At 58.5% G+C, this 21,841-nt stretch carries 17 protein-coding genes; 5 read left to right on the top strand and 12 right to left on the bottom strand.

What is annotated here, in order from left to right; genetic code table 11:
- The 8 genes from F561_RS0119075 to F561_RS0119050 all read right to left on the bottom strand — a co-directional run.
- On the bottom strand, window positions 1-247 hold a 247-nt coding region (locus tag F561_RS0119075; RefSeq protein WP_245556577.1), incomplete at its 3' end, for a helix-turn-helix domain-containing protein.
- Between the two features lie 97 nt (window positions 248-344).
- Window positions 345-923, bottom strand: coding sequence for an HD domain-containing protein (locus F561_RS0119070; RefSeq protein WP_019011569.1), 579 nt, complete (start codon window positions 921-923; stop codon window positions 345-347).
- Entirely contained in the window at window positions 913-1,881 is a 969-nt protein-coding gene (locus tag F561_RS0119065; RefSeq protein WP_019011568.1) for an NAD(P)H-dependent glycerol-3-phosphate dehydrogenase, read from the bottom strand. The genes F561_RS0119070 and F561_RS0119065 overlap by 11 nt, the downstream gene beginning before the upstream one ends.
- Window positions 1,878-2,651, bottom strand: a complete 774-nt coding sequence (locus F561_RS0119060) for a class I SAM-dependent DNA methyltransferase (RefSeq protein ID WP_019011567.1) — start codon at window positions 2,649-2,651, stop codon at window positions 1,878-1,880. The genes F561_RS0119065 and F561_RS0119060 overlap by 4 nt, the downstream gene beginning before the upstream one ends.
- An 8-nt stretch (window positions 2,652-2,659) precedes the next feature.
- On the bottom strand, window positions 2,660-3,220 hold the full coding sequence (locus tag F561_RS0119055) for a DUF1802 family protein (RefSeq protein ID WP_019011566.1): 561 nt from the start codon (window positions 3,218-3,220) through the stop codon (window positions 2,660-2,662).
- Window positions 3,148-4,587 (bottom strand): O-antigen ligase family protein, encoded by a 1,440-nt coding sequence (locus F561_RS28075; protein ID WP_083922554.1) that lies wholly within the window; start codon window positions 4,585-4,587, stop codon window positions 3,148-3,150. Before F561_RS28075 ends, F561_RS0119055 begins: the two co-directional genes overlap by 73 nt.
- The gene (locus F561_RS28070) at window positions 4,553-4,930 is read right to left on the bottom strand and encodes a prepilin-type N-terminal cleavage/methylation domain-containing protein (protein WP_083922553.1); all 378 of its coding nucleotides are present in this window, start codon (window positions 4,928-4,930) and stop codon (window positions 4,553-4,555) included. The genes F561_RS28075 and F561_RS28070 overlap by 35 nt, the downstream gene beginning before the upstream one ends.
- 71 nt (window positions 4,931-5,001) lie before the next feature.
- On the bottom strand, window positions 5,002-5,382 hold the full coding sequence (locus F561_RS0119050) for a type IV pilin protein (RefSeq protein WP_019011565.1): 381 nt from the start codon (window positions 5,380-5,382) through the stop codon (window positions 5,002-5,004).
- Window positions 5,383-5,796: 414 nt separating this feature from the next.
- On the opposite strand from F561_RS0119050, the gene dnaB reads away from it, so the two are divergent.
- From dnaB to nrdR, 5 genes are all read left to right on the top strand, one after another.
- Entirely contained in the window at window positions 5,797-7,143 is a 1,347-nt protein-coding gene (dnaB, locus tag F561_RS0119045) for a replicative DNA helicase (RefSeq protein ID WP_019011564.1), read from the top strand.
- Complete coding sequence (locus F561_RS0119040; protein ID WP_019011563.1) at window positions 7,143-7,859, top strand: NUDIX hydrolase; 717 nt, start codon at window positions 7,143-7,145, stop codon at window positions 7,857-7,859. The genes dnaB and F561_RS0119040 overlap by 1 nt, the downstream gene beginning before the upstream one ends.
- Before the next feature lie 121 nt (window positions 7,860-7,980).
- The gene (locus tag F561_RS0119035; protein ID WP_026299075.1) at window positions 7,981-8,214 is read left to right on the top strand and encodes a hypothetical protein; all 234 of its coding nucleotides are present in this window, start codon (window positions 7,981-7,983) and stop codon (window positions 8,212-8,214) included.
- Window positions 8,215-8,295: 81 nt separating this feature from the next.
- The gene (locus tag F561_RS0119030; protein WP_019011561.1) at window positions 8,296-9,009 is read left to right on the top strand and encodes an SDR family NAD(P)-dependent oxidoreductase; all 714 of its coding nucleotides are present in this window, start codon (window positions 8,296-8,298) and stop codon (window positions 9,007-9,009) included.
- A gap of 16 nt (window positions 9,010-9,025) precedes the next feature.
- Window positions 9,026-9,481 carry a transcriptional regulator NrdR gene (gene nrdR / locus F561_RS0119025; RefSeq protein WP_019011560.1) on the top strand — a complete coding sequence of 152 codons (456 nt, stop codon included), beginning with the start codon at window positions 9,026-9,028 and terminating at the stop codon, window positions 9,479-9,481.
- A 12-nt stretch (window positions 9,482-9,493) separates the two neighbouring features.
- Here nrdR and F561_RS0119020 read toward each other — a convergent pair whose 3' ends face one another.
- The 4 genes from F561_RS0119020 to F561_RS0119005 form a co-directional block, all read right to left on the bottom strand.
- Entirely contained in the window at window positions 9,494-10,429 is a 936-nt protein-coding gene (locus F561_RS0119020; RefSeq protein WP_026299074.1) for a class I SAM-dependent methyltransferase, read from the bottom strand.
- Between the two features lie 20 nt (window positions 10,430-10,449).
- The gene (locus F561_RS0119015; protein WP_040381282.1) at window positions 10,450-11,367 is read right to left on the bottom strand and encodes a DMT family transporter; all 918 of its coding nucleotides are present in this window, start codon (window positions 11,365-11,367) and stop codon (window positions 10,450-10,452) included.
- Between the two features lie 110 nt (window positions 11,368-11,477).
- Window positions 11,478-15,212, bottom strand: a complete 3,735-nt coding sequence (locus F561_RS0119010) for a beta strand repeat-containing protein (RefSeq protein ID WP_169389544.1) — start codon at window positions 15,210-15,212, stop codon at window positions 11,478-11,480.
- Between the two features lie 1,272 nt (window positions 15,213-16,484).
- Window positions 16,485-21,635, bottom strand: coding sequence for a CshA/CshB family fibrillar adhesin-related protein (locus F561_RS0119005; RefSeq protein ID WP_019011556.1), 5,151 nt, complete (start codon window positions 21,633-21,635; stop codon window positions 16,485-16,487).
- Window positions 21,636-21,841: the final 206 nt, after the last annotated feature.

The raw sequence follows: 21,841 nt of genomic DNA, 5'->3' as shown, positions 1-21,841 counted from the left end.
TGGTTTCATGCACGCCCCAGTCGTCGCCAAGATGCGCGAAAGTGCGGTACTCGCGCCAGAATTCCAGGGTCATCAGCAGCTGTTCAGCCACGCTCAGCGCGGCTGGGCGGCCAGATTTCTTCTTCCGCCCTTCGCGTTCATTCAGCACTGCTTCCATCTCGGCGAAGGTTTCCGGATAGACCCCGGTGCGTCGCCGAAACTGCTTGCGGTTCATCTTTAGCGTGCGTGTCAGACGATCTTGCTCCACCCTGCCAGCTTAGCCCACGACTTTCGCAAGAGGTCTATAGATTCGGGAGTGGGGCGGCACTTGACCTATCTGGATAGAAGGTCATCACTCCTTTAAGCTAGCTCAGCTTTCCAAGTACGTCCAGCAGATTTGCCCGCGCCTGTCCCTCCAACTCCGCAAATTCCGGCGTCGTAAAGATTTGCTCCCGCTCCAGAAAGCCGCGCAGAATTTTTTTGCGGCCCATGCGGTACAGCAGGCCCGGAACGTGTTTGTATTCCCGGCGAATGGCGGTGTCGTAGGCGGCAAACACCCCGGCATCGGCCCCCAAAATGCTCAGGTCGGCGTCAATCAGCAGGGCTTCGGCACGGGTGGCGGCGGGTGCGGCGTGGCGGGTCGCCAGAATCAGGGCGTGGATGTCGTCCCGTAAATCGGCGGGTGCACCCTGTTCGGCCAACCAACCATCAAACACATCGGCGCTGCGTTGTTCGTTGTCGTGTTGACGCGGATCGTAGATCAGGTCGTGACCCCAGATCGCCAGAGCCAGCGTGGGCGTCAGCACTTGCCTGCTGTCCAGCGCGTGCAGCACGGCCCGCACATGCTGGGCATTGTGGTAGGCGCGGTGGGCCTCGGCGTAATAGGGGAGGGCAAAGGCTTCGGCGGCGGCCAGCAGGTTGGCCTGCACCGACTCACTCTTCATGTTCAGCCTTGGCGTCCCGCTCCATCAGGTGGCGGAGACCCACGGCGGGTGTCCATTCTCCGGCGGCGACCCGTGCCACAGCCCGCACAATCGGCAGGTCGTGGCCGTGTGCGGTGGCCCAGGCGTCCAGCAGTCCGGCAGTCCGCAGCCCTTCGACCACTTTGCCCCCCTGCGCCGGATTCTGACCCCGTGCGATGGCTTCCCCGGCGGCGCGGTTGCGGCTGTGCAGGCTGGTTGCCGTCGCCACCAGATCGCCCAACCCGCTCAGGCCGTATACCGTTTCCTCCTGTGCGCCCTGCGACAGCAGATAACGGCCCATTTCGCGCAGCCCACGGGTAATCAGGGTGGCTTTGGCGTTGTCTCCCAGTTGCAGGCCGTCACCGAGGCCCGCCGCCAGTGCGATCACGTTTTTCAGCACGCCGCCAAGTTCCACGCCCACCTCATCGGTGCTGGTGTAAACGCGCAAACTGGGCGTCATCAGGGCGGTCTGTGCGGCGAAGGCCAGAGCTTCATCGGTGCTGGCCACCACGGTGGCGGCGGGAAGGCCCCGGCCTACCTCCTCGGCATGATTGGGGCCACTCAGGACAGCCACCCGCGCAAATCCGAGGCTGCGGGCCAGATCGGTGAGGCGGCCACCATCCGGCGCGAGACCTTTGGCACACAGCACCACGCCGAGACTACGGGGCAACTGGGCCAGCAGATCGGGTACGCCCACGCTGGGAACGACCACCAAGGCCCACTCCGCGCCCTGCACCGCTTCCCCAAGGTCGGAAGTCAGGCGCACCGAATCCGGCAGCAGGATTCCCGGCAGATATTCCCGGTTCTCGCGCACCTCGGCCAAGCGGGCCGCAACCTCGGGGCGTCTGGCCCACAGGGTCACGGGCTGCCCAGTGCGTGCCGCATTGACCGCCAACGCCGTGCCCCAGCCGCCTGCCCCTAATACGCGAAGTCCGCTCATGCACCCGCCCAGGCGAAGACCCAGACACGCGGCGTTTCGGGCGTGGGCGGGGCAAAGTCGGGGTATTCCACCACTTCCCAGCGGTCAAAGCCTGCTGCGCCCAGCAGCGCCTCTATCTCGGCAGGATCGTAGCCACGCTCGCGGTGGGTTTCTACAAATTCTTCTGTAGTGCCGTCAGGGTTGAGTACCCGGCAAAAGGCCTGCACCACGCCCACATCAGCCTCCACATCATGATGATGAGACCAGTGGTAATGCACCTCGCGGCCATCTTCGGCGTGGGCCAGTCCCTCGATGGCGTTGTCTTCCCAGAGTTCGCGCACGCCGATTCTGGTGTTCAGGTCGCAGGCCAGCAGCCCGCCCGCCCGCAGATGCCCCCGCGCCTGCCGGAACGCCGCGCCCAGATCGGCAGGATCGAGCAGGTTATTGAGACTGTCGAAGACGCAGGTAATCAGGTCAAATTGTTGGCCCAGTTCAAAGGTACGCAGGTCGCCCACTTCAAAGGAAATCTCGGGCAGCCGTTGCCGTGCCACCCGCAACATCTCGGCGCTGCCGTCCAGCCCGGTGACAGCCAGGCCCGCCTCCTGAAGTTCACGCGTAAAACCGCCGGTGCCGCAAGCCAGATCTAAGGCTGTCAACTTCGAGTGTGCGTCTGCATTCAGGCCACCGTCACGGGCATAGGTCAGCACGAAATCGGCCCAATGATCGTATTCCACGTCGGCCATAATCGCGTCGTACACGGCGGCCAACGCGGTAAAAGGGGAGTGCTGCATAGGGGTTACTATAGCTGGGCCGTCTCTCCTAACCGCGCCTCTATTTCGCTGTGTAAGCCTTCTAGCCTCGTCTCATCCAGCACAGGCGGGCCAGCCTCTACCGCCACTTCTCCCAGTGGCACCCAGCTGACACAGCCCAACATCTGCGGCGTTTCGGGCAGCACCAGCGGCGCACTCAGTGGGCGCACCCGCAGCAGCAACGCATGAACCCACGGGCGGCCCCGGTACGCAAAGCGGCGCGAAATGGCGTCGGCAGTCAGGGCCTGAAGGTCAGCCAAAGCCCGCGCCTGCGCTTCCTGTTCTATCTTCCACACGCCCATTACCTCAGCCAGGGCAGGCAAGACAATCGCGCCCGGTTGCGGATCGTCTCGCAACAGGGGCGCAAATTCGGGCCGAAGCTCGGCGGGGTTCTGGTGGAGGAAGGTCGGATACAGCAGAAAAGAACGGTGCTCGACTTCAAAACCGTCGTGCGTTTCCATGATGCCGCCTTTGCGGATCAGGACTGCGGTCTGGCCGAGGCTGAGGGCTTGGGATTGGACATCCCATTCTTTGAGGGCTGGGGTGGGCATGACCTGACTTTACTTCGGAAGCTAGCGCCTAAGGCCAAGCCCATAATGAACCAGGCGATGGGAGCAAACCGAATAACTTCAGGCCAAGTCAGCAGATATGCTGCGTAAGCAACGACTGCCCCCGATAGTCCAGGCGCAATCAGGCGACTTGCCCAAATAGAGCGGCTGATTAAGACAATAAAAAGGAGTGCTGCAGGTATGCCGTATGTCAAGGCGTAATCGAGATATTCGTTGTGAACTTTGTTGATCGTGAAATCTACTCGCTCTCTAGATCCATCTGTGTGAGTGACGTAGAAACTGGGCGCAGAGCGAGGGTCATCATTTCGTTTTTGAATCGCCGTTATGTTTTGTGTGCCGTTCTCGTGCAAGAGGGTCTGGGCATCCCTTGAATTCATCACCTGCCATAGAGCCGGAGAACCCCAGCCCAGCAGGGGCTTCTGCTGTATACCGATCAAGGCTGAACGCCACAGGACACTACGACCACTACTATCGGTAATAGCCTGCCCTTCGGTTCCTCGACCATTGCCAAAGATGAGGGTGACAACAGTAAAGATCATCAGACCTAAGCCTATAGGAAGCCATTCGCGTAGCTTAGGACGTTTCCAGTAGGCCAGCCAAATTAGACCGAGGGCACCTGCTAGCCAAGCCCCCCGAGCAAACGTGCCTGCTAGCGCCCAAGTTATCAACATAACGGCGATGAACATTCCACGTTGCGGGAAGCCGCCCTTAAACGTGGCAGAAAACGCGAGAGGCAACAAAAGTGCCAATGCTCCGCCCATATAACCCCGGTTGCCCAGGGTGCCCCCAAACAAGGTAGCAGAGACGCCTGTAAAAGCGCCTTCGCCAGGAATTCCCATCAGATGAACTTGTTGAAAGATATTAGTGAGAGCCAAAAGACTGCTGCCAACCAATAGACCTGTACTTAAGATTCGTTGCTGTGTATGTAAGTCCGCAAGTCTTGCGTATCCGATGCCAGTCAACAACAACGCGGCGTAGACCCCATGCATCAACACCCCATCTGCGCGGTCGGCTGCTCCCCACCAATTCGACCAGAGATTTTGATTGATTAGGGCGCTCAGGCACATCAAAAAAAGCCAAGTGCCAACGACCGGAAAAACCACACCAAATTGGTGCAAATGCTTACGAAGTTGCCAGGTTAGCAGCAAGCTGCAAGGAAGCAGAATGGCGTATATCCAAAGAATTTTGGGTGTCAAATAAACAGAATCGAACGAAAGGGTCAGCGCGGGGTTGATCCACAGCGGTAAGCCACAAATTGCAAAGACAAGCAGGGCGAAAGGTCGATTCCGAGACTGCAACAGACCTTCTTCCCCCTTAGCTGGCACTGGCAAGAATGGTTCGACCGTCATGCTTGAACACTTTACCAGTGATGCTAGTCACCGTAACCATATAGCTGTCTTGGAGTATCTGAATGACTATAGCGGAGTTTTTGACTGACTGTGGTCGAGGCAATCTGCTTTCGCCTAGATTGCCATCTTCGCAGGAGGTAACGTTGGGAAGTTGTTGATTCACTACTTGACGAGAAGACTCGATTGAGGTGACGCAATGCCTTAGATAAGCAACTGCTGCACTGTCATTTGCCCGTGCGCGAATAGCAGACACATTTTGTAGGAGAACTGATGCTAGTAATCCGATAACCGCTATAGCCACAAGCAACTCTATAAGTGTAAACCCTTCCTGATTTTTATGCATGGCTTAATCCTCTAAAAAGAATCCCCCCACCTAAAAAGGAGAGGGGATTATGAAGTTTTAAGCGTCTGAGGTTAGCTTCCGCTGATCTTCTTACCGTCGAAGTTGAAGATTTTGCCGGTGATGCTGGTGACGCTTGCTGTGTAGCTATCGCTCGCAGGCGTAGTGGTGTAGATCGAAGAAGTGACTGCAGCAGGCTTCGTCAGTGCGGCCGTGCCAAGTTTCGTAGCGTCAGTATCCTCACATGTACCAGAAGCAGGCAAAACTTGTGTCACAGAGTTGCGGGCTGTTTCGATAGCTGTAATGCAGTTACGGAGGTAGCTCTGAGCAGCGCTGTCGTTGGCGCGGTTACGTGCGGCGATCAGGTTGGGGATCAAGACGGCGGCCAGAATACCGATGATGGCGATGACGATCAGCAGCTCGATCAGGGTGAAGCCTTGGGTGTTGTTCTTCATGGTGATCTCCTGGGGTAGCCGTCCAGATAAGGGATAAATGGGTCTGGTTGGCTGGGTATGGCAGCGGCTCCTGCGGGTGTCTCCCGCTTTTGCCTGCCTACACACTACGGGTGGAGTTCTAACAATTCTCTTACCTGAAAGTGAAGAAGGTTATCTTTAGTAGTTCAGGCAGTCAGGATTCTGGCCTGTGTCTGGCTCCTGTCAGGGCAGGGGGCCAAAGCGGTGGTATGATGCACGGCAGTTCCGCCTGAGCGTTCCCCCAATGGGGAAGAGTTCTGGCTGAATGGGCGCGGTTTTTCCTGCACCCACCCCGCTGTACGTAGACCAATTGTTGACCCGGCACGCGCCACGCCGCTGCCTCCGCATCGTCGGGGCCGCGTGCGGCTGGCCGCTGCCCACAGGAGAGGCCACTGCATGGAACTCACGCCACGTGTCCCGCCGCACAGTAATGACGCAGAAATTAGCGTGCTGGGCAGCGTTCTGCTAGACAACGATACTCTGGCCCAATTGGGCGATACCGTATCGCCGGAAATGTTTTACCGCGAGGGCCACCGCAAGATTTTTGCGGCGATGCGGGCGCTTCAGGAGCGCGGCGAACCCGTGGACCTGGTCACGCTGTCTGAGGATTTGCGCAGTAAGGGCACCCTGGACGATGTGGGCGGCCTTACCTACCTGATTGGCCTGTCGGATCAGGTGCCCACTGCCGCCTATGCCGAACATTACGCCCGGATTGTGCAGGAAAAGCACACGCTCAGGATGTTGATCAGTGCGTCAGGCAAGGCCATGCAATTGGCCTACGACGCTCAGTTGCCCCTGGAAGATCTGCTCGACCGCGCCGAAAAGATGATTTTTGAGGTGGCCGAGCAGAAGAAAAAGGGCGAGGCGTTTCAGGCGATGGGCGAGGTGGTGCACAACACCTTTGAATACATCACCTTGCTGCACGCCAACAAAGGCATCCCGGACGGCGTCAGCAGCGGCTTCCGTGACCTTGATGAGCAGATCAGCGGACTCCAGAAAGGCAGCCTGAATGTGCTGGCGGCGCGGCCCAGCATGGGAAAAACGGCATTTGCGCTGTCTATCGCCCAGAATGTGGCCCTGCGCGGTGAGAAATCGGTGGCGGTGTTCAGCCTTGAGATGCCTGCGGTGCAGCTTGCCCTGCGAATGCTGTGCAGTGAGGCGCGGGTGGACATGAACCGCATTCGCAGCGGGCAACTGAACGAGCGCGATTTTGAACGCCTGGCGCACGCCGCAGGCCGCCTTGCCGAAGCGCCCATGATCATCGACGACGAACCCGACCTGACGCTGAACGGCCTCAGAAGCAAGTTGCGCCGGATCTCCGCCCAGCATGGGCAACTCGGCCTCGTGGTGATCGATTACCTGCAACTGATGTCGGGCGGCAAAAGCAGCGGCGGTAGCGACAACAGACAGCAGGAAATCAGCACCATTTCGCGTGGACTCAAAGGTCTGGCGCGTGAGTTAGAGGTGCCGATCATGGTGCTCAGTCAGCTCAGCCGTGCTGTAGAGCAGAGGCCCAATCATAGGCCAATGCTATCTGATTTGAGAGAATCGGGCGCTATCGAGCAGGATGCAGACATCGTGATGTTTATTTACCGCGACGAGTATTACAACAAGGAAACCGATCAACAGGGAATTGCCGAAATCATTATTGGCAAGCAGCGCAACGGGCCTGTGGGAACGGTCAAGTTGCAGTTTCATAGCGCACATGTCCGGTTTAATGACCTTGCGCCGGAGGGTGTGTAATGGCCGAAGAAGCAGTGAAAGCAGCAGGACAGGGTGCAGGCAGACGGCGCAGACGCAGACGCAGCCCCAAAGCGGCAGACGGTGGCAGCGGCTCGGCCAATTTGCAGCAGTCGGGGCAGTTGCGGCCCGGTCAGGTGTCCAACGCCACCGCCGCCCCCATTCCCGCCGTACCCAACAAGCGCGGCCAAAAGCGCCCGCTGGCCGATCCGCGTATCGGCGTAGGCTGCATCGTCATGCGCGGCGACGAGATTTTGCTGGTGCGTGAGCGGGGGCGCTGGTCGTTGCCCAAAGGCGGTCTGGAGGCGGGCGAACTGGTCCAGGAAGGCGCACGCCGCGAAACCTTTGAAGAAACGGGCCTGATCGTGGAACTGCGTGACCTCGCGTTTATCGTCGAATTTCAGGCCCAGACGTGGGGCCACCACCTTCAGTTCTTCTATACAGGGCGCGAAGTGGGCGGCAAGCTGGAGCCGCGTGACCCGGACCGCGACGTACAGGAAGCCCGCTTCATTCCTATCCGGCAACTGCGCGAATTCATCCGTTTCCGGCCCCGCCTGCTGGCCCTCGAAACGTGGCTGCGCGAGCGGCGGCCCCGCCATTTCGTGTTTAACCTGGACAAAGAACCGGCCATGCTCCGCAAGCGGCGGCGCGTGGGCGAAGGATTGCCCAGCGGGTCGCAATTCGATATCTCGGATGACGGAGATGAAGTCGATTTGTAGGAAAGCGGTCAGTGGTGAATAGGAAGGGGTGAGAAAACAAGGTGGAATCGGGGTTGTTGCCTTTCCTGCTGACCACTACTCACTCACCACTTCCTGACTTTAAATCTGTTATCATCAGAATATGAAGCGTGTATTACGTAAGACTTTGGGCGAAGAGGAGGGGGATTCTCTTCCGGCTGCCTTGCCTGTCAGTGGGCGCGGATATGCCCACGTATGCCCCCGGTGCGGGCAGGCCCTGACCCTGCACGACCTGCGAGACGGTGATCAGGCCTACTGGTGCCATGCCTGCAACGTGGGCCACCGCGCCAGCGATCCCCCCGCGCAGGCGTTCAAGCTGTTGCCCCAGGCGGGCTGATCCAGCCTGGCGTCCGGTCACTTCACGTCCGGCACAGGCACATTTCCGACCTAGCGCCGTATCCGCTATGCTAGGCGTCTCATGACTCGCTCCACAGATTCGCAGGCTATACCGCCGCACCCTCTGGCTGGTCAGGTCATTGCGGTCACGGGTGCGGATCAGGGGTACGGAAGGGCCGTCAGCGGCGCACTGGCGCAGGCGGGAGCCAGCATCGTGCTGATCGGCGGCAATAGTGAAACGCTGGCATCGGCGGCCAGCACGCTGGAACACGCGGGCGGCACGGCCATTCCAATCAAGGCCGATGTCGATATACCGCTCGACTGGCTCAGCGCTCAGAACCGGATTCTGGATATTTTCGGGTCGCTGCACGGCATCGTTCATCTGGCCGACAAACGCGCCCACAGCAACTTCACGATGCTGACTGAAGGCGAATGGATGGACCTGTTCAACTGCAACGTGAAAAGCAGCGTGGCGATTGCCCAGATTTTGCGTCGCCGCCTGCCCGGAGCGTGGCTGACCATCATCGGGCCGCATCTCGACGATACGGGCCTGCAGGTCCATCCCCAGCGCGGCGCGATTCGGGGCCTCGTGGAGCATGCCTACAGCGAAGATTTACGGATCAATATGATCCTGCCGGGCCGCGCCAGTGCGGGAGAAGAAGCCCTCGACCGCCCGGTGGCCGAGAGCGTGATGGCGCTGGCAACCCCAGCCCTCGCGCACCTGCGCGGCAACATCATTGATGTGCCGCTGGCTCCTATTCCCAAACTGCGCGTCACGGAACCGCAGCCCTACTGATGCCGAAGGATGCCAGATGAAGTGCCCCTACTGCTCTGCCCCCGACAGCAAAGTGGTGAATTCCCGCCCCAGCGACGACGGGGCCAGTATTCGCCGCCGCCGCGAGTGCCTGAGCTGTGCCCGCCGGTTTACCACCTACGAACGCGCCCAATTGGAGCCGCTGATGGTGGTTAAGCGTAGCGGCCCCCGCGAGGCCTTCAATCCCGACAAATTGCTGCGCGGCCTGACCCTCGCCACCGAAAAGCGCCCGGTAGACCCAGACGTGCTACGGGCTTTCGCCTACGGCTTTGAAGACGATGTGCAACTTGGGGAGATCCCCAGCACCGAGATCGGGCGGCGGGCCATGACCTTTCTGCGCCCACTGGACAGCGTGGCCTACATCCGGTTTGCCAGCGTGTACCGCGAATTCGACAGCCTGGAACGGTTTATAGAGGAGATTCAGGGGCTGAAGGACAAGGAAGAAGGCGAATAAGCTTCAGCCGCTCTAGAACTCCAACCCTGTCGGCGTCTCTATTGCTGCTGGAATCGCCGTGACCAGCACCTCATATTTCCCGGTCACAAATACCTTGAAACCGTGCTTTTGCAATTGGCGGCGGGCCTGCGTCACGTCGGTACACAGCAGGCTCAGATCGGGGCGGGCGTAGTTTCTCATGCGTGCGCCGTAGCTGAGCTGTCCATCCAGATATCGGGCATTCGGAAAACCCAGAATGAGGCCGCCTGTGGGGGTCAGGTGGTGGCGGCGAATGGCCCTGAGAAGGTCGTGCGGCACGACACCGGGACTTTGCAGCAGACTGAGGGCCAGGACCAGATCAAACGTGCCCAGTTCGGGCTGGGGCAAGGTATTCACATCCAGCACGTAGAAGGCAAACTCTGGATACCGTGCGCGGGCGGTGGCGAGGGCGGATTCATCCAAATCAATGCCTATGACCTCGAAGGTGCGGCCTGGGAAGGCCAGCGCCAGCGCGTCCAGTTCCCGGCCCCCATTCACACCCAGCGCCAGAATTCTTCCACCAGCGGGCGGATTCACGCGGCGCAGCGCTTCTACAATGGTGGTCAGAAAGACCGGGTCTTCTAACTTGTCTACCCGCGCCCAGTGGCCCTCTGCGCCGTAGCCTGCTGCATCCGGGGCAGGAGTGGAGGCGTAACGTTGCAGGGTCAGCCGGACTCGGCCCGCACCCACATGTTCCGGTGTGTGCAGGTGTGCGCCCAGCAGATCGGCCAGATCGACCCACACGCTCAGCGGGCGGTGCAGCCCTGCATTCTGTGACCCTATGTGGAGGGCCTCGCCCGCATAGAGGCCCAGCCCCAGATCAGGGTCAGGCACACTGAAGGTCACGCGGCCTTCCTCGGCCAGCACACGCCGCACGGTGGGCACAATGACGCTCAGTGGCTCGGAAGTGAAGTGCATTGGTGCAGTCATTGGCAGATCCATTGGCACGGTCAGGTGTCGGCCTGCGCGGTGGGCGTCGGCGTTTCTGCATGGGGGTCACGGCCTGCCCGCTGGCTCAGTACAGTCGCTATCACCACCAACACTCCGCCCAGTGCGCCGCGTAGTCCCACCCGCTCGTTAATCAGCAGGTAGCTGAAGGCGGTGGCGGTCACGGGTTCCAGAGCGTAGATCAGGCTGGCCTCGGCGGCGCTGACATGGCGCTGGCCCACGGTTTGCAGCAGCGTGGTGACGGCGGTGGCGGCGATGCCCAGATAGAGCAGCGGTGCCCAGGCCTGGGGCGGGGGCCAGAGGTTGTTCGGCGCAGCGATGGCGGCCCACAGCCACGCCACCACCGTTACGGTGATCAGTTGCGCCAGCGTAAACGGCAAGGCGTCGTGCCGATGTGCCAGCCGCTCCAGCGTCACGATAAATCCGGCATACGTGACGGCGCAGCCCAGCGCCCAGGCGTCGCCCACCACCAACGCTCCGCCCTCCCAGGACAGGAACGCCAGCCCCAGCACGGCCAGCGGGAGCGCCCCCCAGAGCGTCAGCGGCAGCGGGCGGCGCTGGGCGAAGGTGAGCCATACCGGAACCAGAATCACGCTCAGGGCTGTAAAAAACGCAGCCCGATTTGCCCCCGTGGTTTGCAGCGCGATGGTCTGCGTGCCGTATCCGGCGATCAACCACAGGCCCAAAATAAAGCCGTCCTTGGTCAGACTGGAGCGGTTGGGAGCGTTTTGGTCAGTGCGTATCGCCGGACGGTACAGCAGTAACGCCGGGGCCAGCGCCACCGTCGCAATCAGAAAACGCCACGCGATCAGCACGCTGGCGTCCAGAGTCTCGCCCAGGGTTTTGACCACCGCGAAGGTACTGCCCCACAGGGCGGTTGTTAAAATCAGCAGAAGCACACCGCGAGCGTGAGAAGACATCAGGTGAAATTCTACGCGCAGTGGCGGTGGTGACACACAAGAACAGAAATTCGGCTCCATTGCCTGCGCTGGGCAGACAGGAGGAGCCGAAAACAACAGGGAGTGTGGTGTCAGCGGATGGTGCTTCTGAAGCAGGCTGTGCCGCTCTTCCCGGCAGTCAGGGTGCCGAGATTGACCGTCATGAGGCCGCTGTTGGGCGTGCCGTCGCTGTTGAGTCCGCCCACATTGGTCAGGCTGCCGCTGGCGCTGGTCAGGTAGCTGACGACTGTGGTGGGCGTGGTTGCTGGGAGGACGGGAGGGGAGACGCGGGTCAGTTTGACGCCGTAACCGCTGCCCGCAAAGCCTGCGGCGTTGGCCTCCGTGTCGTAGCCGTAGGTTGGGGCCGCCGACACACCCGTCAACTGGGGCTGGACGTTGGCTGGAACGGCATCGGTGAGGACAAAGTTGGGCAGATCGGCACCGCCGTAATTCTGGAAGTCGATGCAGTATTCCAGAACCTGCTTGGGCAGGCCCGTGCCTGTGGTGCCGAACGGGCCAGCAGTGGTCGCCACGGTCAGGTTGCGAACCTTTTTGGTCAGTTCGGCCAACACCAGATTCGTAACGGCGCTAGCCGACACCGGACCAGTGACGTTGCTGGCGCTGACGCTGGCTGCATTCGTGACGCTGGGCAGAGGTGCGGTTTTGATGACTGTGGCGGAAGGCATCTTGAGCGTCAGGGTCACTGTCTTGCTGTTGCCCGCTGTGGCCGGAATGCTTCCCAATGCCCACGTGTAGCTGCTTCCCGTGGGCACGGGCGTGATGGCCGTTCCGCTGGCATCGGTGGCGGCTACCATGGTCGTGTTGGCCGGAATGGTATCGGTCAGGTTGACGAGGGTGGCGGCCACAGAGCCGGTGTTGGTGACGGTCAGGGTGTACACCACGTTCCCGTTGGGCCTGGCGGCGGCGGCCCCGGTTTTGCTGAGGGTCAGTGTGGTGGTGCTGGCCGCCGAGATCAGATCACTGTCGCTGGCGCTGTTGTTGCCCGCCGCCGTATCGGTGATTCCGGCGGGTACCGCAATCGTGGCCGTGTTGGTCACAGTGATGCCCGCAGTTGCCGTAACGCTGGCCGTGACGTTGATCTCGTAGAACGCGCCTCTGGCGAGCGCCGGAAGTGTGACTCCCGCGCCACTTTCCAGACTGACGGCGGTGGGGGCGGTGGTGCAGGCGTTGCCAGCGGCAGCCGAGCAGCTCACGGCTGTCTTGGACAGACCCGTGGCAGCCGCGTCTTTCAGCACGGCTCCGGTGACGCTGATAGAGCCGTTGTTGGTGACGCGAATGGTGTAGGTGGTGGTGCTGCCCACCAACAATCCGGTCACGCCGTTGCTCTTGGTGATGCCGAGATCAGCGAAGTTGAAGCCGAAATCGGGGCCGATATTGGTGCCACTGACATAGTTGGGCGTGCCTGCAATGGCGGCGTTGTTGGGAGACAGCAGGGTATAGCCCGCCGGAATGGTCGTGGTCTCAGTGCTATAAGAGCCGTCTTCGACGTGCACGAAGTAGGTGTAACCGGTGGGGGGCGGCGGCACGTTGGTAAAGACGTACTTGCCCGTATCGCTGCCGACGCCTGTGGTGGTTTTGGCGACCGTCACGGGATTGCCGTTGGAATCCGTGTACTGCAAGTCCACAATGACTCCGGCGGGCAACTGAGGTTCTGCCGGGTTCTGAAAGCTGCCGCTGACATTGGCGTCGCCGTACAGGAAGCCGCTGAGTGTGTTGACATACACGCCCTGACACTGGTTCAGGCTCAGTTGGTCAAAGGCCAGATCGTTGCCCGTAGAGGCCGGAACGCGGCTGACCAATTTGAAGGTCGCTGAGGTCGCGTTGCCACTGTTGAAGACGAACCCTGCCCGGCGCCAGGTGGACTGGACATCCTGGGGAATGTTGCCTGTTCGGAAATAGGATGCGCCGTTGACATAAAAGTCGATATTGGGCAGCACGAAGCCAGTCTGGCCGTTGTCGATCACATTGGAGAACAGGCCGAGAAGTTGATAGTTCGTGTAGGGAGTCAGGCCACTGATGGTCGTCTGGATGATGGTCACGCCCGGATTGGCCCCGTTGATCAGCAGGAACCTTCCGGTGGTCGCGTCGCTGGTGGCTATTCCTGTTCCGGTGCCCGTCACCGTGATGGCAGTCAGTGCGTTTGACCAAGTGTTGTAGATACGCGGGCTGCTCAGGCGGTTGACCAAGGACAGCGAGCCGTCGGCGGGGCCGCTGGCCGACACCTGTGCGTACCCGTAGTTCAGGGTTGCGGCTGGGTAGGGCCAGGCGGCGGGCGAACGGGTATTGGTGCTGGCAACCACAGGATCACTGGTACTGATGCCGAAAGTGCCGTCATTGAAGTCGGTCACCAGATTGCTGCCCGTGCCCGTGTATCCGGGCAGAGCGGAACAGATGGCGGGCGTGGTGGGCGTGTACGGCAGCGTGACCGTATCGGTGTCGCTGGCGGTGTTGTTGCCTGTACTGGGATCGATGATGCCAGTGGGCGCATCGACGGTGGCCGTATTGACGACGCTGCCGCTCGTTGCCGTGACATTGGCCGTCACCAGAATTTCGTAAAAAGCACTGCTGGCGAGTGTCGGCAAGCTGAAGCCTGCGCCGCTTTCCAGGACGGTGGCGGTAGGCGGCGTGGTGGTGCAGGTGTTGCCACTGGCCGTGGAGCAGGTAACAGCCGTCTTGGACAGGCCCGTGGCGGCAGCATCTTTGAACACGGCTCCGGTTACGGTGGTGGGGCCGCCGTTGGTGACGCGAATGGTGTAGGTGGTGTTGGTTCCCGTGAGAATGCTGGTCATACTGTTGGATTTGGTGAGTTGCAGGTCTGCCTGTTTGGGAGTATTGGTCAGCGTACAGCCGATCACGTCGTTGCCGTTGGGCGTGATGCTGAAGCTCTGACCTGCGCCGCTGGGCAAGACCGTAGTGCTGGAGCCGTTGCTGTTGGTGCAGGCAATAGACGTAGTGTAATCACTCAGCGCCGAAGTGCCCGCTACCATGATCTCGGTCAGGGTGTAGGTGGTGCCTGCAGTGAGGGTGGTGCTTCCGGTGGTACCGCCCGTGACGGTCGTTCCGGTGCCTGCGGTGGTGCCGCTCGCCACGGGGGTCGTCCCGTTTTTGATCTGCACGGTGAATTGATCAGCGGCGACGTGGCGACCGGGAGCCGCGATGGTTTTGGTCAGGTTGAGGGTCGGCTGTGCCAGAACTGTGAAAGTGGCGTTCGCAGCGCTGGCATTCGTTCCAACAGTCGTATTGAGTGTGCCGATGGCGAGGGTGTTGACATAGTTTCCAACCCCCGTCGCCGTCACATTGACTGTGATGGTGCAGCCACCCGCTGGAATGCGGGAACCTGCTGCCAACTTAATGCTGCTGCTGGCTGCCGCAGCCGTAATGGTATTGCTGGCGATATTACAGGTGCCACCCAAGCCGTTGGGCGTGGCGACAACCATATTGTTGGGCAGGTTGTCCAGAAAATCGGCCTGCAAATAGATGGGGGCCAAATTGGAATTGTTGAGATTGATGGTGAGGGCCGTTGTCCCTGATGTGCCTACCACTGAGCTTGGTGAAAAGCTTTTGGTGACTGTAGGACGATCAGGAAGAACGGGGCAACCACCAAGGTCTGTCAATCCAGTGAACAGTCCCTCTGGGGTTGTAATACCGGTCGTCGGATTGAGGTTGTAAGTACCCGCTGCTCCGGTCGTCGGCCCTGTTCCGCTACTGATAAAAAATTTCCCTGTTGCTGGATCGACGACCAGTCCGTTGGCATTGCCTGTCCATTGGGTGGTCGCATCTATTCTGAGGGCAACAGGTGAAGTCAAAGCTCCGGTGGCAAGATTGAGCTTCCACAGAAAGGCTCCATTGGCTAGCCCGCTCCCCGCTGGAGTCGCCGTCGTCTGAGCAATAACGTAAGCCTGATCCGTCGAGTCGATAGTGAAATCGCCGTTGCCAGTATTATTGTTGACCAAAACGTAGCCAGCGGGTGGTACGAAGGACTTATAAGCCCCACCGACTATTGCGCCCGTTGTTAAGTTGACTTGCCCGTAGACGCCTTGTGCACTGTAGACATAATAGTTGCCTGCTGGGTCTGTCGTGCCACCAATAATGTTAAGTGGTGCGGGATTAAGAGTGCCACTGGCCGTCGTATCAATTCCTGTATTAACGTCGAGTTTATGAACGCTGTTATTGGCCCGATCTATATAGTATAGCATGGCGTTTGTCGGGCTTTGTGCTATGGCATTGGAGTTGGTAGAGGCGGCTGGGAAAATAGGGACAACCCCGTTCGTGAGGTCATTGAAAAAGCCGATTTGATTTGATGCACTGGTCGAAATAGTGTAGGTAGCAGTACAATATGAAGGTGCTGCCAGCGCAGCTCCTGACATTGCGGCAGCAGTTGCGAGAAATTTGCCTTTTTTTCTTATTGACCGTAATATAAGTGCTATATTTTTCATTTCCTTCCTTGTCTATTGACATAGAGACTTGAAGTGTCCCAGAATTACTTATCGCTTCATATATTAAGTAGATACTGGCTTAAAATCTGATTGGACTCCTGTTGGTAGCAGCTATATGAGAGATATTTTCACGATTGAATGTTTATATCCAAGAGAATTATTTAGGGACGTGTAATTCTCTAGCCGATCTAAAGCTCATGCGAACCTGATCATAAATACGGCATTCTTAGCGATCTATCACAAACAAATTTGAAGGCGTGAAAAAAATCTCTTTTACCCCGATCTCACCTTTATTGACTGGGCAGTCGTATAATAAATATTCCTGCCGATAATTTACGCGCTTATATCTATAGACCCGTAATTATAATCTCAGTACAGGGCAAAATAATTTGACCATAGGGCTATAAAATCGAATTTTACTCTAGGAAGTTCGACCTCTAACCCATCAATTTATGAATACGGGAAGAAAATACAGTTTCTTATTCTGACTTGGTGTTCATAAATTTGAGCCACTTACAATTCGAGTAAATTCCCGGAAAAGAATCTAAAGAAAAAGACAAAAAATCCCCACTTGCGCTATGCAAGTGGGGTCAAAGTGAAGCTTAGGCGGCTAGTGGCCTAGCTTAGATCAGTGCAACTGAATCAGGGAACCTGTGTCTGGAAGCAGACGGTGCCTTTGCCTGCGGTGGTTAGTCCGGTGGCACCGAGGTTGAGGGTCATCAGACCGGGGTGGCTGGAACTGCCGACAGGATCGGAGGGATTGACAACAGAGGTGTTGTTGAAGGTGCCCTGATCAGGAGTGGGGCTATCGGTGATGTTGGTCAGGTTGGTGCCGGTTGGGGCGGCAGCATCGCCTATGGCAGCCTTGGTGGTGCTGCTCCAGCGAACGCCTTTGCCCGTGCCGTAGGCGTCTGGCACGATCACCATTCCAAAGGGAACATAGTCGGTTAGCACAAAGTTCGCTGCATTGCCACCCGTGTTTTCATAGGCAATGCAATATTCGACGATGTCTTTGGGCTTCACAGAGACATTGGTGCTGACGAAGGTCGTTGCGTTGGTCACGTTCCGAACGAGTTTAAGAAGCGTTACGTTAGGGATGGAGACCGTGGTAATGCTGGTGTTGGCACTGGCACACAGGTTGCTGGGCGCACAACTGGCCGAGTTCGCGTTGGTCAAGGTGCTGGCATCGCCGCCGCCGCTGATGCTGGCATAGTTGGTCAGGGTGCCTGTGGCGGTAGCGCCAACTGTGACCGGGAAGGTAAAGGTGCTCGTGCCACTTGCCGCAATGACCGTAGAACTGGTGCAGGTCAGGGTATTGCTGGCCGCCGTACATGCCCAGTTAGCTGCATTCGTGCCGCTCAGCGTGACTGCGCCGTTGGGAACAGTAATGCCCGTGGGCAGTTTATCGGTGAGGGTCACGGTGCCGGACGTGGCTTTCGGGCCACTGTTGGTTGCCGTAAGGGTGTAGGTCGCTCCGCTTTGACCCACCGTCCAGGAGCTGGCGCTGCTGCTCTTGGCAAGATTGAGGATCGGAGGGCAATCGGCGACGATGCTGGTTTTGCCCGTCAGGTCGATGGTGGATCCGCCGAACTGCCCCGCGTAGTACAGCCAATCAAAGCTGCTCACTTCTTTGGTGACAAGGCGCACGGCTTTGGCTGTGCCGTCTGGATAATCATTGGTGCCTGTTGTACCCACAGCATTGCCATACTTGCCCACGACCATCTTGTCGTAACTGATGGAGGAGGCGGCGGAAGCTACCCCAGTAAAGGGATTGTTCAACAGATACAACTGAGCGTTGCTGTTGTACTGGGCTTCAAAGATTTGGCTGGCTTTCCAAGCAACATGTTCGCTGGTGCCCGCACCTACAGGAGCAGGATTGCCTACAGTCGTACCGGCAGTTCCTGCTTCGCCATCCACATCGGTGATGAGGTTGGCAACCGAAACATTGATCGGGGTATTGGTTCCAGAGACAAAGAATTTGATGGTATAGACGATATTAGTACTGCCTGTTGCTGTCATTTGCTGAGTACCGATCAGAGGCTGGGTTGGTCCCCCAACGGTCACGGGTAGGGAACTGGTCAACTCCAGATCAAGCAGGGTGCCGTCGGCCAGAGCGCCCACACGCTGAAAACGCCTGAATGAGCTGGTTGACGTAGCAGTATCGAACCAACGGAAATTCAGACCCACGGTGTTGGGAGGATTGGCGACGCAGGTACTTGTATTGGAAACAGAGCTGGTCAGTTTTACTGCGTAATCTTCAACTTCGCCGTTGGGAGCCAGTCCGGTGGGCAGGGTGGCTTGGCCCGAACCTGTAGTCACTCGGAAGCGGGCATAGGTCAGGCCGGAAATAGTGGCAGAAGCAATATTAAAGGTCAGGGTGTTGGCTCCGGCTACCACAGGGGTATCCGCAAATATTTTCTCCGTAGTATCAAACAAGCCGTTCTGGTTGTAATCGATCCAGGCATTCAGGAACCCGGCGGCAGAAGCCGTCACCGTCACCGTATTGGCGGTGGTGCTGCTGTTCTGCATGTTCAGCAGGGTGGGAATACCCGCAGTTGCATTGAAGATGACACCATCGTTGTCTGTGGCCGTAATCACGGTTCCGAATACGACTGGTGATCCGTTGGTATCGGCGTTAACCGTACTGCCCAGGCGGATGCTATCGATGACATGCCGCGCCCCGTCTTCAGCGAACAGGGTTTTGTAAGAATTGGCGCTGAGCGTGCCCGGTGCTGAGTTGGGGTCTTCGCCGTAATCGAAGAAATACACGGGTGTGGTGGTGGTATTGGTATTTAGCGTGGCTACCGTGCCTGTGCCGGTGGCATCATCGTTGTACTGAATAGCGCCCGTGTTGCTGACGCTGGTTGTCCCGGCATTGACCTTGACTTTGAAGGTAATGGTGGCTTCTTTGTCAGTTGTTGTTCCGGGCGTGCTATCCACTTCAAGCTGGCCGGTGATGGTCGTGCTGGGGCTTTTGATGACTTTGCCTGCCACATAAGGCATCACGCCACCCGTCGCGTCGGTTACGGGCACAGTATTCAGGGTGGCGCTGCTTGCGACATAGGTGGTTCCAGCCGGAATGATGTCCTGAAAACTGACTCCGGTTGCCACCAGAGTGCCAGAGTTTCTGACGACGATGGTGTAGGTCAGGGTATCGCCCGCAAAAGCTCGGGTGTCTCCGGTGGTGTCTGTTGAACCAGCCGCAGTCTTGGTAACGGTTTTGGTGGAGGTAATAAGAGGACGCAGCGAAGGGTAATAACAGCTACCCAAATCGCTGCCGATGGTCGAAGTATTGGTTGTCAGCGTGTTGATGGTCTTACTGGCAAGATCGATAGAAAGCATTTCGCCGCCAAAGCCAATGACATATAGACCGCCGCTGAGGGCCGCAATACCAGTGTAAACCGTATTTGTGGCAGGGGTAAGAAATCGTCCAAAAAATTTGGCAACAGGTGATGCGCCCGTCGCTCCCTGAATGAGAAAGAGATCAAGGTAATTTTGGCTGCTTGGTGTGAGCGTTGTAATGTTCGGGTTCGCCATCAGATACAGATTGTTATCGCTGTCTACAAAGAAATCACCATTAGCCGCACTGTTGTTGGCGAGGTTGCGTGCAAGGAAGGGCGTTGGAGACAAGCCGGAAGTGTCGGTATAACTCACGGTCTTCACGCTTGAGAGGGTGTAGGGCGACGTTTGCGAGAAGGTCCATAAGGAGCCGCTCATTCCGACATAGCCGGTGCCGTCTGGCCCAATCGCCATTCGCAGAGGTCGCCCATCGATTACGACATACCCGGATAAGGTTCCCGCTGTAGCCCAAGTATTGGTGGGAATGTCGTAGACGCGCAGAACGTAATCGGAACCCATCACGAAGATCTTGTCTCCGCTCGTGCTGATTGCCATTGCAGCGTTGCTGGTCGAGGTTGGAATGGTGGTGATTGATGGTGTCCCCAGAACATTGGCGAGGCTGAGGCTCTGCACATTGGTGGTCGTGGAGGCGTTTCCGAAGATGCCGTAAAGGTTGGCGGTGCAGGCCAGGGGAGGTGCGGCAGTGAGGATGGTATCCACAGACGTACACATGCCGCTGGGGGTGCAGCTTGCGCCGGGGGTGGGGGCCACGCCACTGTTGCGCGTATCGCCGCCGCCACCGATAGAGGCATAGTTGGTCGCGGTTCCTGCCGCGCCGCTAACATTGACTGGAACCACGATATCGGTGCCGTTCGCACCCACTGCGATTGAGGTGGTGCTGGTGCAAGTCACGGTCTGGCCGACAAAGGTGCAGCTCCAGCCGTTGGTCGTCTGGGTACCCGTCCAGCCGGGGGTAATGCCGCTGGGCAGCACATCAATGACCGTGACAGTGCCGTTGGTGGCGGCTGTTCCGGCGCTGTTGCTGGGGGTCAGGGTGTAGGTGGCTCCGGTCTGGCCTGGGACCCAGGGGCCGTTGCTGGTTTTGGTCACCGACAGAATCGGAGCCACAATGCTCAGGCTGTAATCTTCGACTTCGCCCGAAGCGGAAACGCCAGTCGGTGTAGTGCAGCTTGCAATGACGGTACAGATGCGGAAGCGAGCAAAAGTAGTGCCCAAGACCGCTGTACTGGGAATGGTGACGCTGAGGTTGGTGGTGCCCGCAAGGACCGACTGATCCGTTGCGATCTGCTCCCCACTATCGGCAAAATCGCCATCGCCGTTCCAATCGATCCAGGCATTCAAGCGGCCAACGCCACCGATGACTACAGGTACAGTAGCTGTCGTGCCGCGCTTCATCGTGGGAAAGGTCACGCTGGTTTCGTCATCGATCCCGGTGCTATCGTCGCCCGTTGCACCAGCATTGAACTGCTGAGCGCTTTCAAGGTCTACTGTGCTGCCCAGTAAGGCGGAAGTGGGCTGCGTTTGCGTGCCCAAGGTGAACGCAGGAGAGGCCGTCGTAGCGGGGAAAATAGGGTTGGTTCCCGTAGAGAGGGTGCCGCTCGTCCAGTTGAGTTGAGGAATGTGGGCCACGTTGCCGTACGTGCTCGGAGCGTCGCCGTAGTCGGCGATGTTCAGCATCACGCCGAGGGCCACCGCTTGTTTACCCCCACCCACAATCTTCACGGTGGCGGAAGTCGCGTTATCCAGAAAGCCGACGGCCATGGCCGAGGTCTCAACAAATGGGGCAGTACCATAACAAGCGTTAACGATGCCACTCCCAGAGACAGGAGCGATCCCAGTTCTGAAGGTGTAGGTAGTCCCTGACACATCAACGTAGTAAGGCTCGTCGCAGTTAGCCTCACGGAGCCGCTCAATGACGCGCATCGTGGCTCCGGCGGGAAGCGTCACGACCGTTGACTCGGTTTCGCTGGTGGTTTCCGCATCGGCAAACACCAGACCATCCAGAGGAAAGGAAACCCCTCCGAGCGTCATGCCGCAACTGAAGGTAAAGGTGGCGTTCGTGCTTGCGGTTCGGTTGATGAGACCGATGTTCATGGTGTTTGGATTCGTGCCTGGGTCGCCAGTACCTATGCCGCCAATGTTGTACAGGTTATCGAGGCCATCTTCAAAATAGTCACCTGGCCTGTAGATCGCCAAATCTGGGTCAGTGCCACTGCCACTGATGCCATTGATGGTGCAGGTGAGGACCAACGTCTGACCGGCAACGGTGATGTTTTGGGTGACCGTCTGCCCCAACTGCGGGATCGAAGTGCCCGCGCTTCCCCAGTCAATCCAATAGATTTGGCTGCGGTAGATGCCGCTGCCCCCCGTAGCGAACTGGGCCTGTGCAGTGGGCGTCACTGCGCCGCAGATGATGGCAGCGGCCAACAGCAAGCCTGCAAGACGAGAAGAAACCCGTGAAACTGGCGGTAGCCAACGCTGTAAAGATGCAAGCAAGTTCATGTGAGGGTCACTCCTGGGGCTGGGGGTCGAGAGAGGAGGAGGTAATGTCGTTGCAGCGGATTCAGTGTTCGTTGGGGAGGGGTCATCATGTTTTTTCTGTCCTCGTGTCGAGATAATTTGCTTCTTAGTGCAAAACA

This window comes from Deinococcus aquatilis DSM 23025, from assembly GCF_000378445.1.
GTDB classification, from domain to species: domain Bacteria; phylum Deinococcota; class Deinococci; order Deinococcales; family Deinococcaceae; genus Deinococcus; species Deinococcus aquatilis.
This window is presented reverse-complemented; position numbering and strand designations above follow the sequence as displayed.

What these genes read in the sequence shown, in the direction of transcription:
- F561_RS0119040 (WP_019011563.1), top strand. Translation starts at nt 7,143, where the DNA reads ATGGCCGAAGAAGCAGTGAAAGCAGCAGGACAGGGTGCAGGCAGACGG.
- F561_RS0119020 (WP_026299074.1), bottom strand. Translation starts at nt 10,429, where the DNA reads ATGACTGCACCAATGCACTTCACTTCCGAGCCACTGAGCGTCATTGTG.
- F561_RS0119035 (WP_026299075.1), top strand. Translation starts at nt 7,981, where the DNA reads ATGAAGCGTGTATTACGTAAGACTTTGGGCGAAGAGGAGGGGGATTCT.
- F561_RS0119050 (WP_019011565.1), bottom strand. Translation starts at nt 5,382, where the DNA reads ATGAAGAACAACACCCAAGGCTTCACCCTGATCGAGCTGCTGATCGTC.
- F561_RS0119055 (WP_019011566.1), bottom strand. Translation starts at nt 3,220, where the DNA reads ATGCCCACCCCAGCCCTCAAAGAATGGGATGTCCAATCCCAAGCCCTC.
- dnaB (WP_019011564.1), top strand. Translation starts at nt 5,797, where the DNA reads ATGGAACTCACGCCACGTGTCCCGCCGCACAGTAATGACGCAGAAATT.
- nrdR (WP_019011560.1), top strand. Translation starts at nt 9,026, where the DNA reads ATGAAGTGCCCCTACTGCTCTGCCCCCGACAGCAAAGTGGTGAATTCC.
- F561_RS0119030 (WP_019011561.1), top strand. Translation starts at nt 8,296, where the DNA reads ATGACTCGCTCCACAGATTCGCAGGCTATACCGCCGCACCCTCTGGCT.
- F561_RS0119060 (WP_019011567.1), bottom strand. Translation starts at nt 2,651, where the DNA reads ATGCAGCACTCCCCTTTTACCGCGTTGGCCGCCGTGTACGACGCGATT.
- F561_RS28075 (WP_083922554.1), bottom strand. Translation starts at nt 4,587, where the DNA reads ATGACGGTCGAACCATTCTTGCCAGTGCCAGCTAAGGGGGAAGAAGGT.
- F561_RS28070 (WP_083922553.1), bottom strand. Translation starts at nt 4,930, where the DNA reads ATGCATAAAAATCAGGAAGGGTTTACACTTATAGAGTTGCTTGTGGCT.
- F561_RS0119065 (WP_019011568.1), bottom strand. Translation starts at nt 1,881, where the DNA reads ATGAGCGGACTTCGCGTATTAGGGGCAGGCGGCTGGGGCACGGCGTTG.
- F561_RS0119015 (WP_040381282.1), bottom strand. Translation starts at nt 11,367, where the DNA reads ATGTCTTCTCACGCTCGCGGTGTGCTTCTGCTGATTTTAACAACCGCC.
- F561_RS0119070 (WP_019011569.1), bottom strand. Translation starts at nt 923, where the DNA reads ATGAAGAGTGAGTCGGTGCAGGCCAACCTGCTGGCCGCCGCCGAAGCC.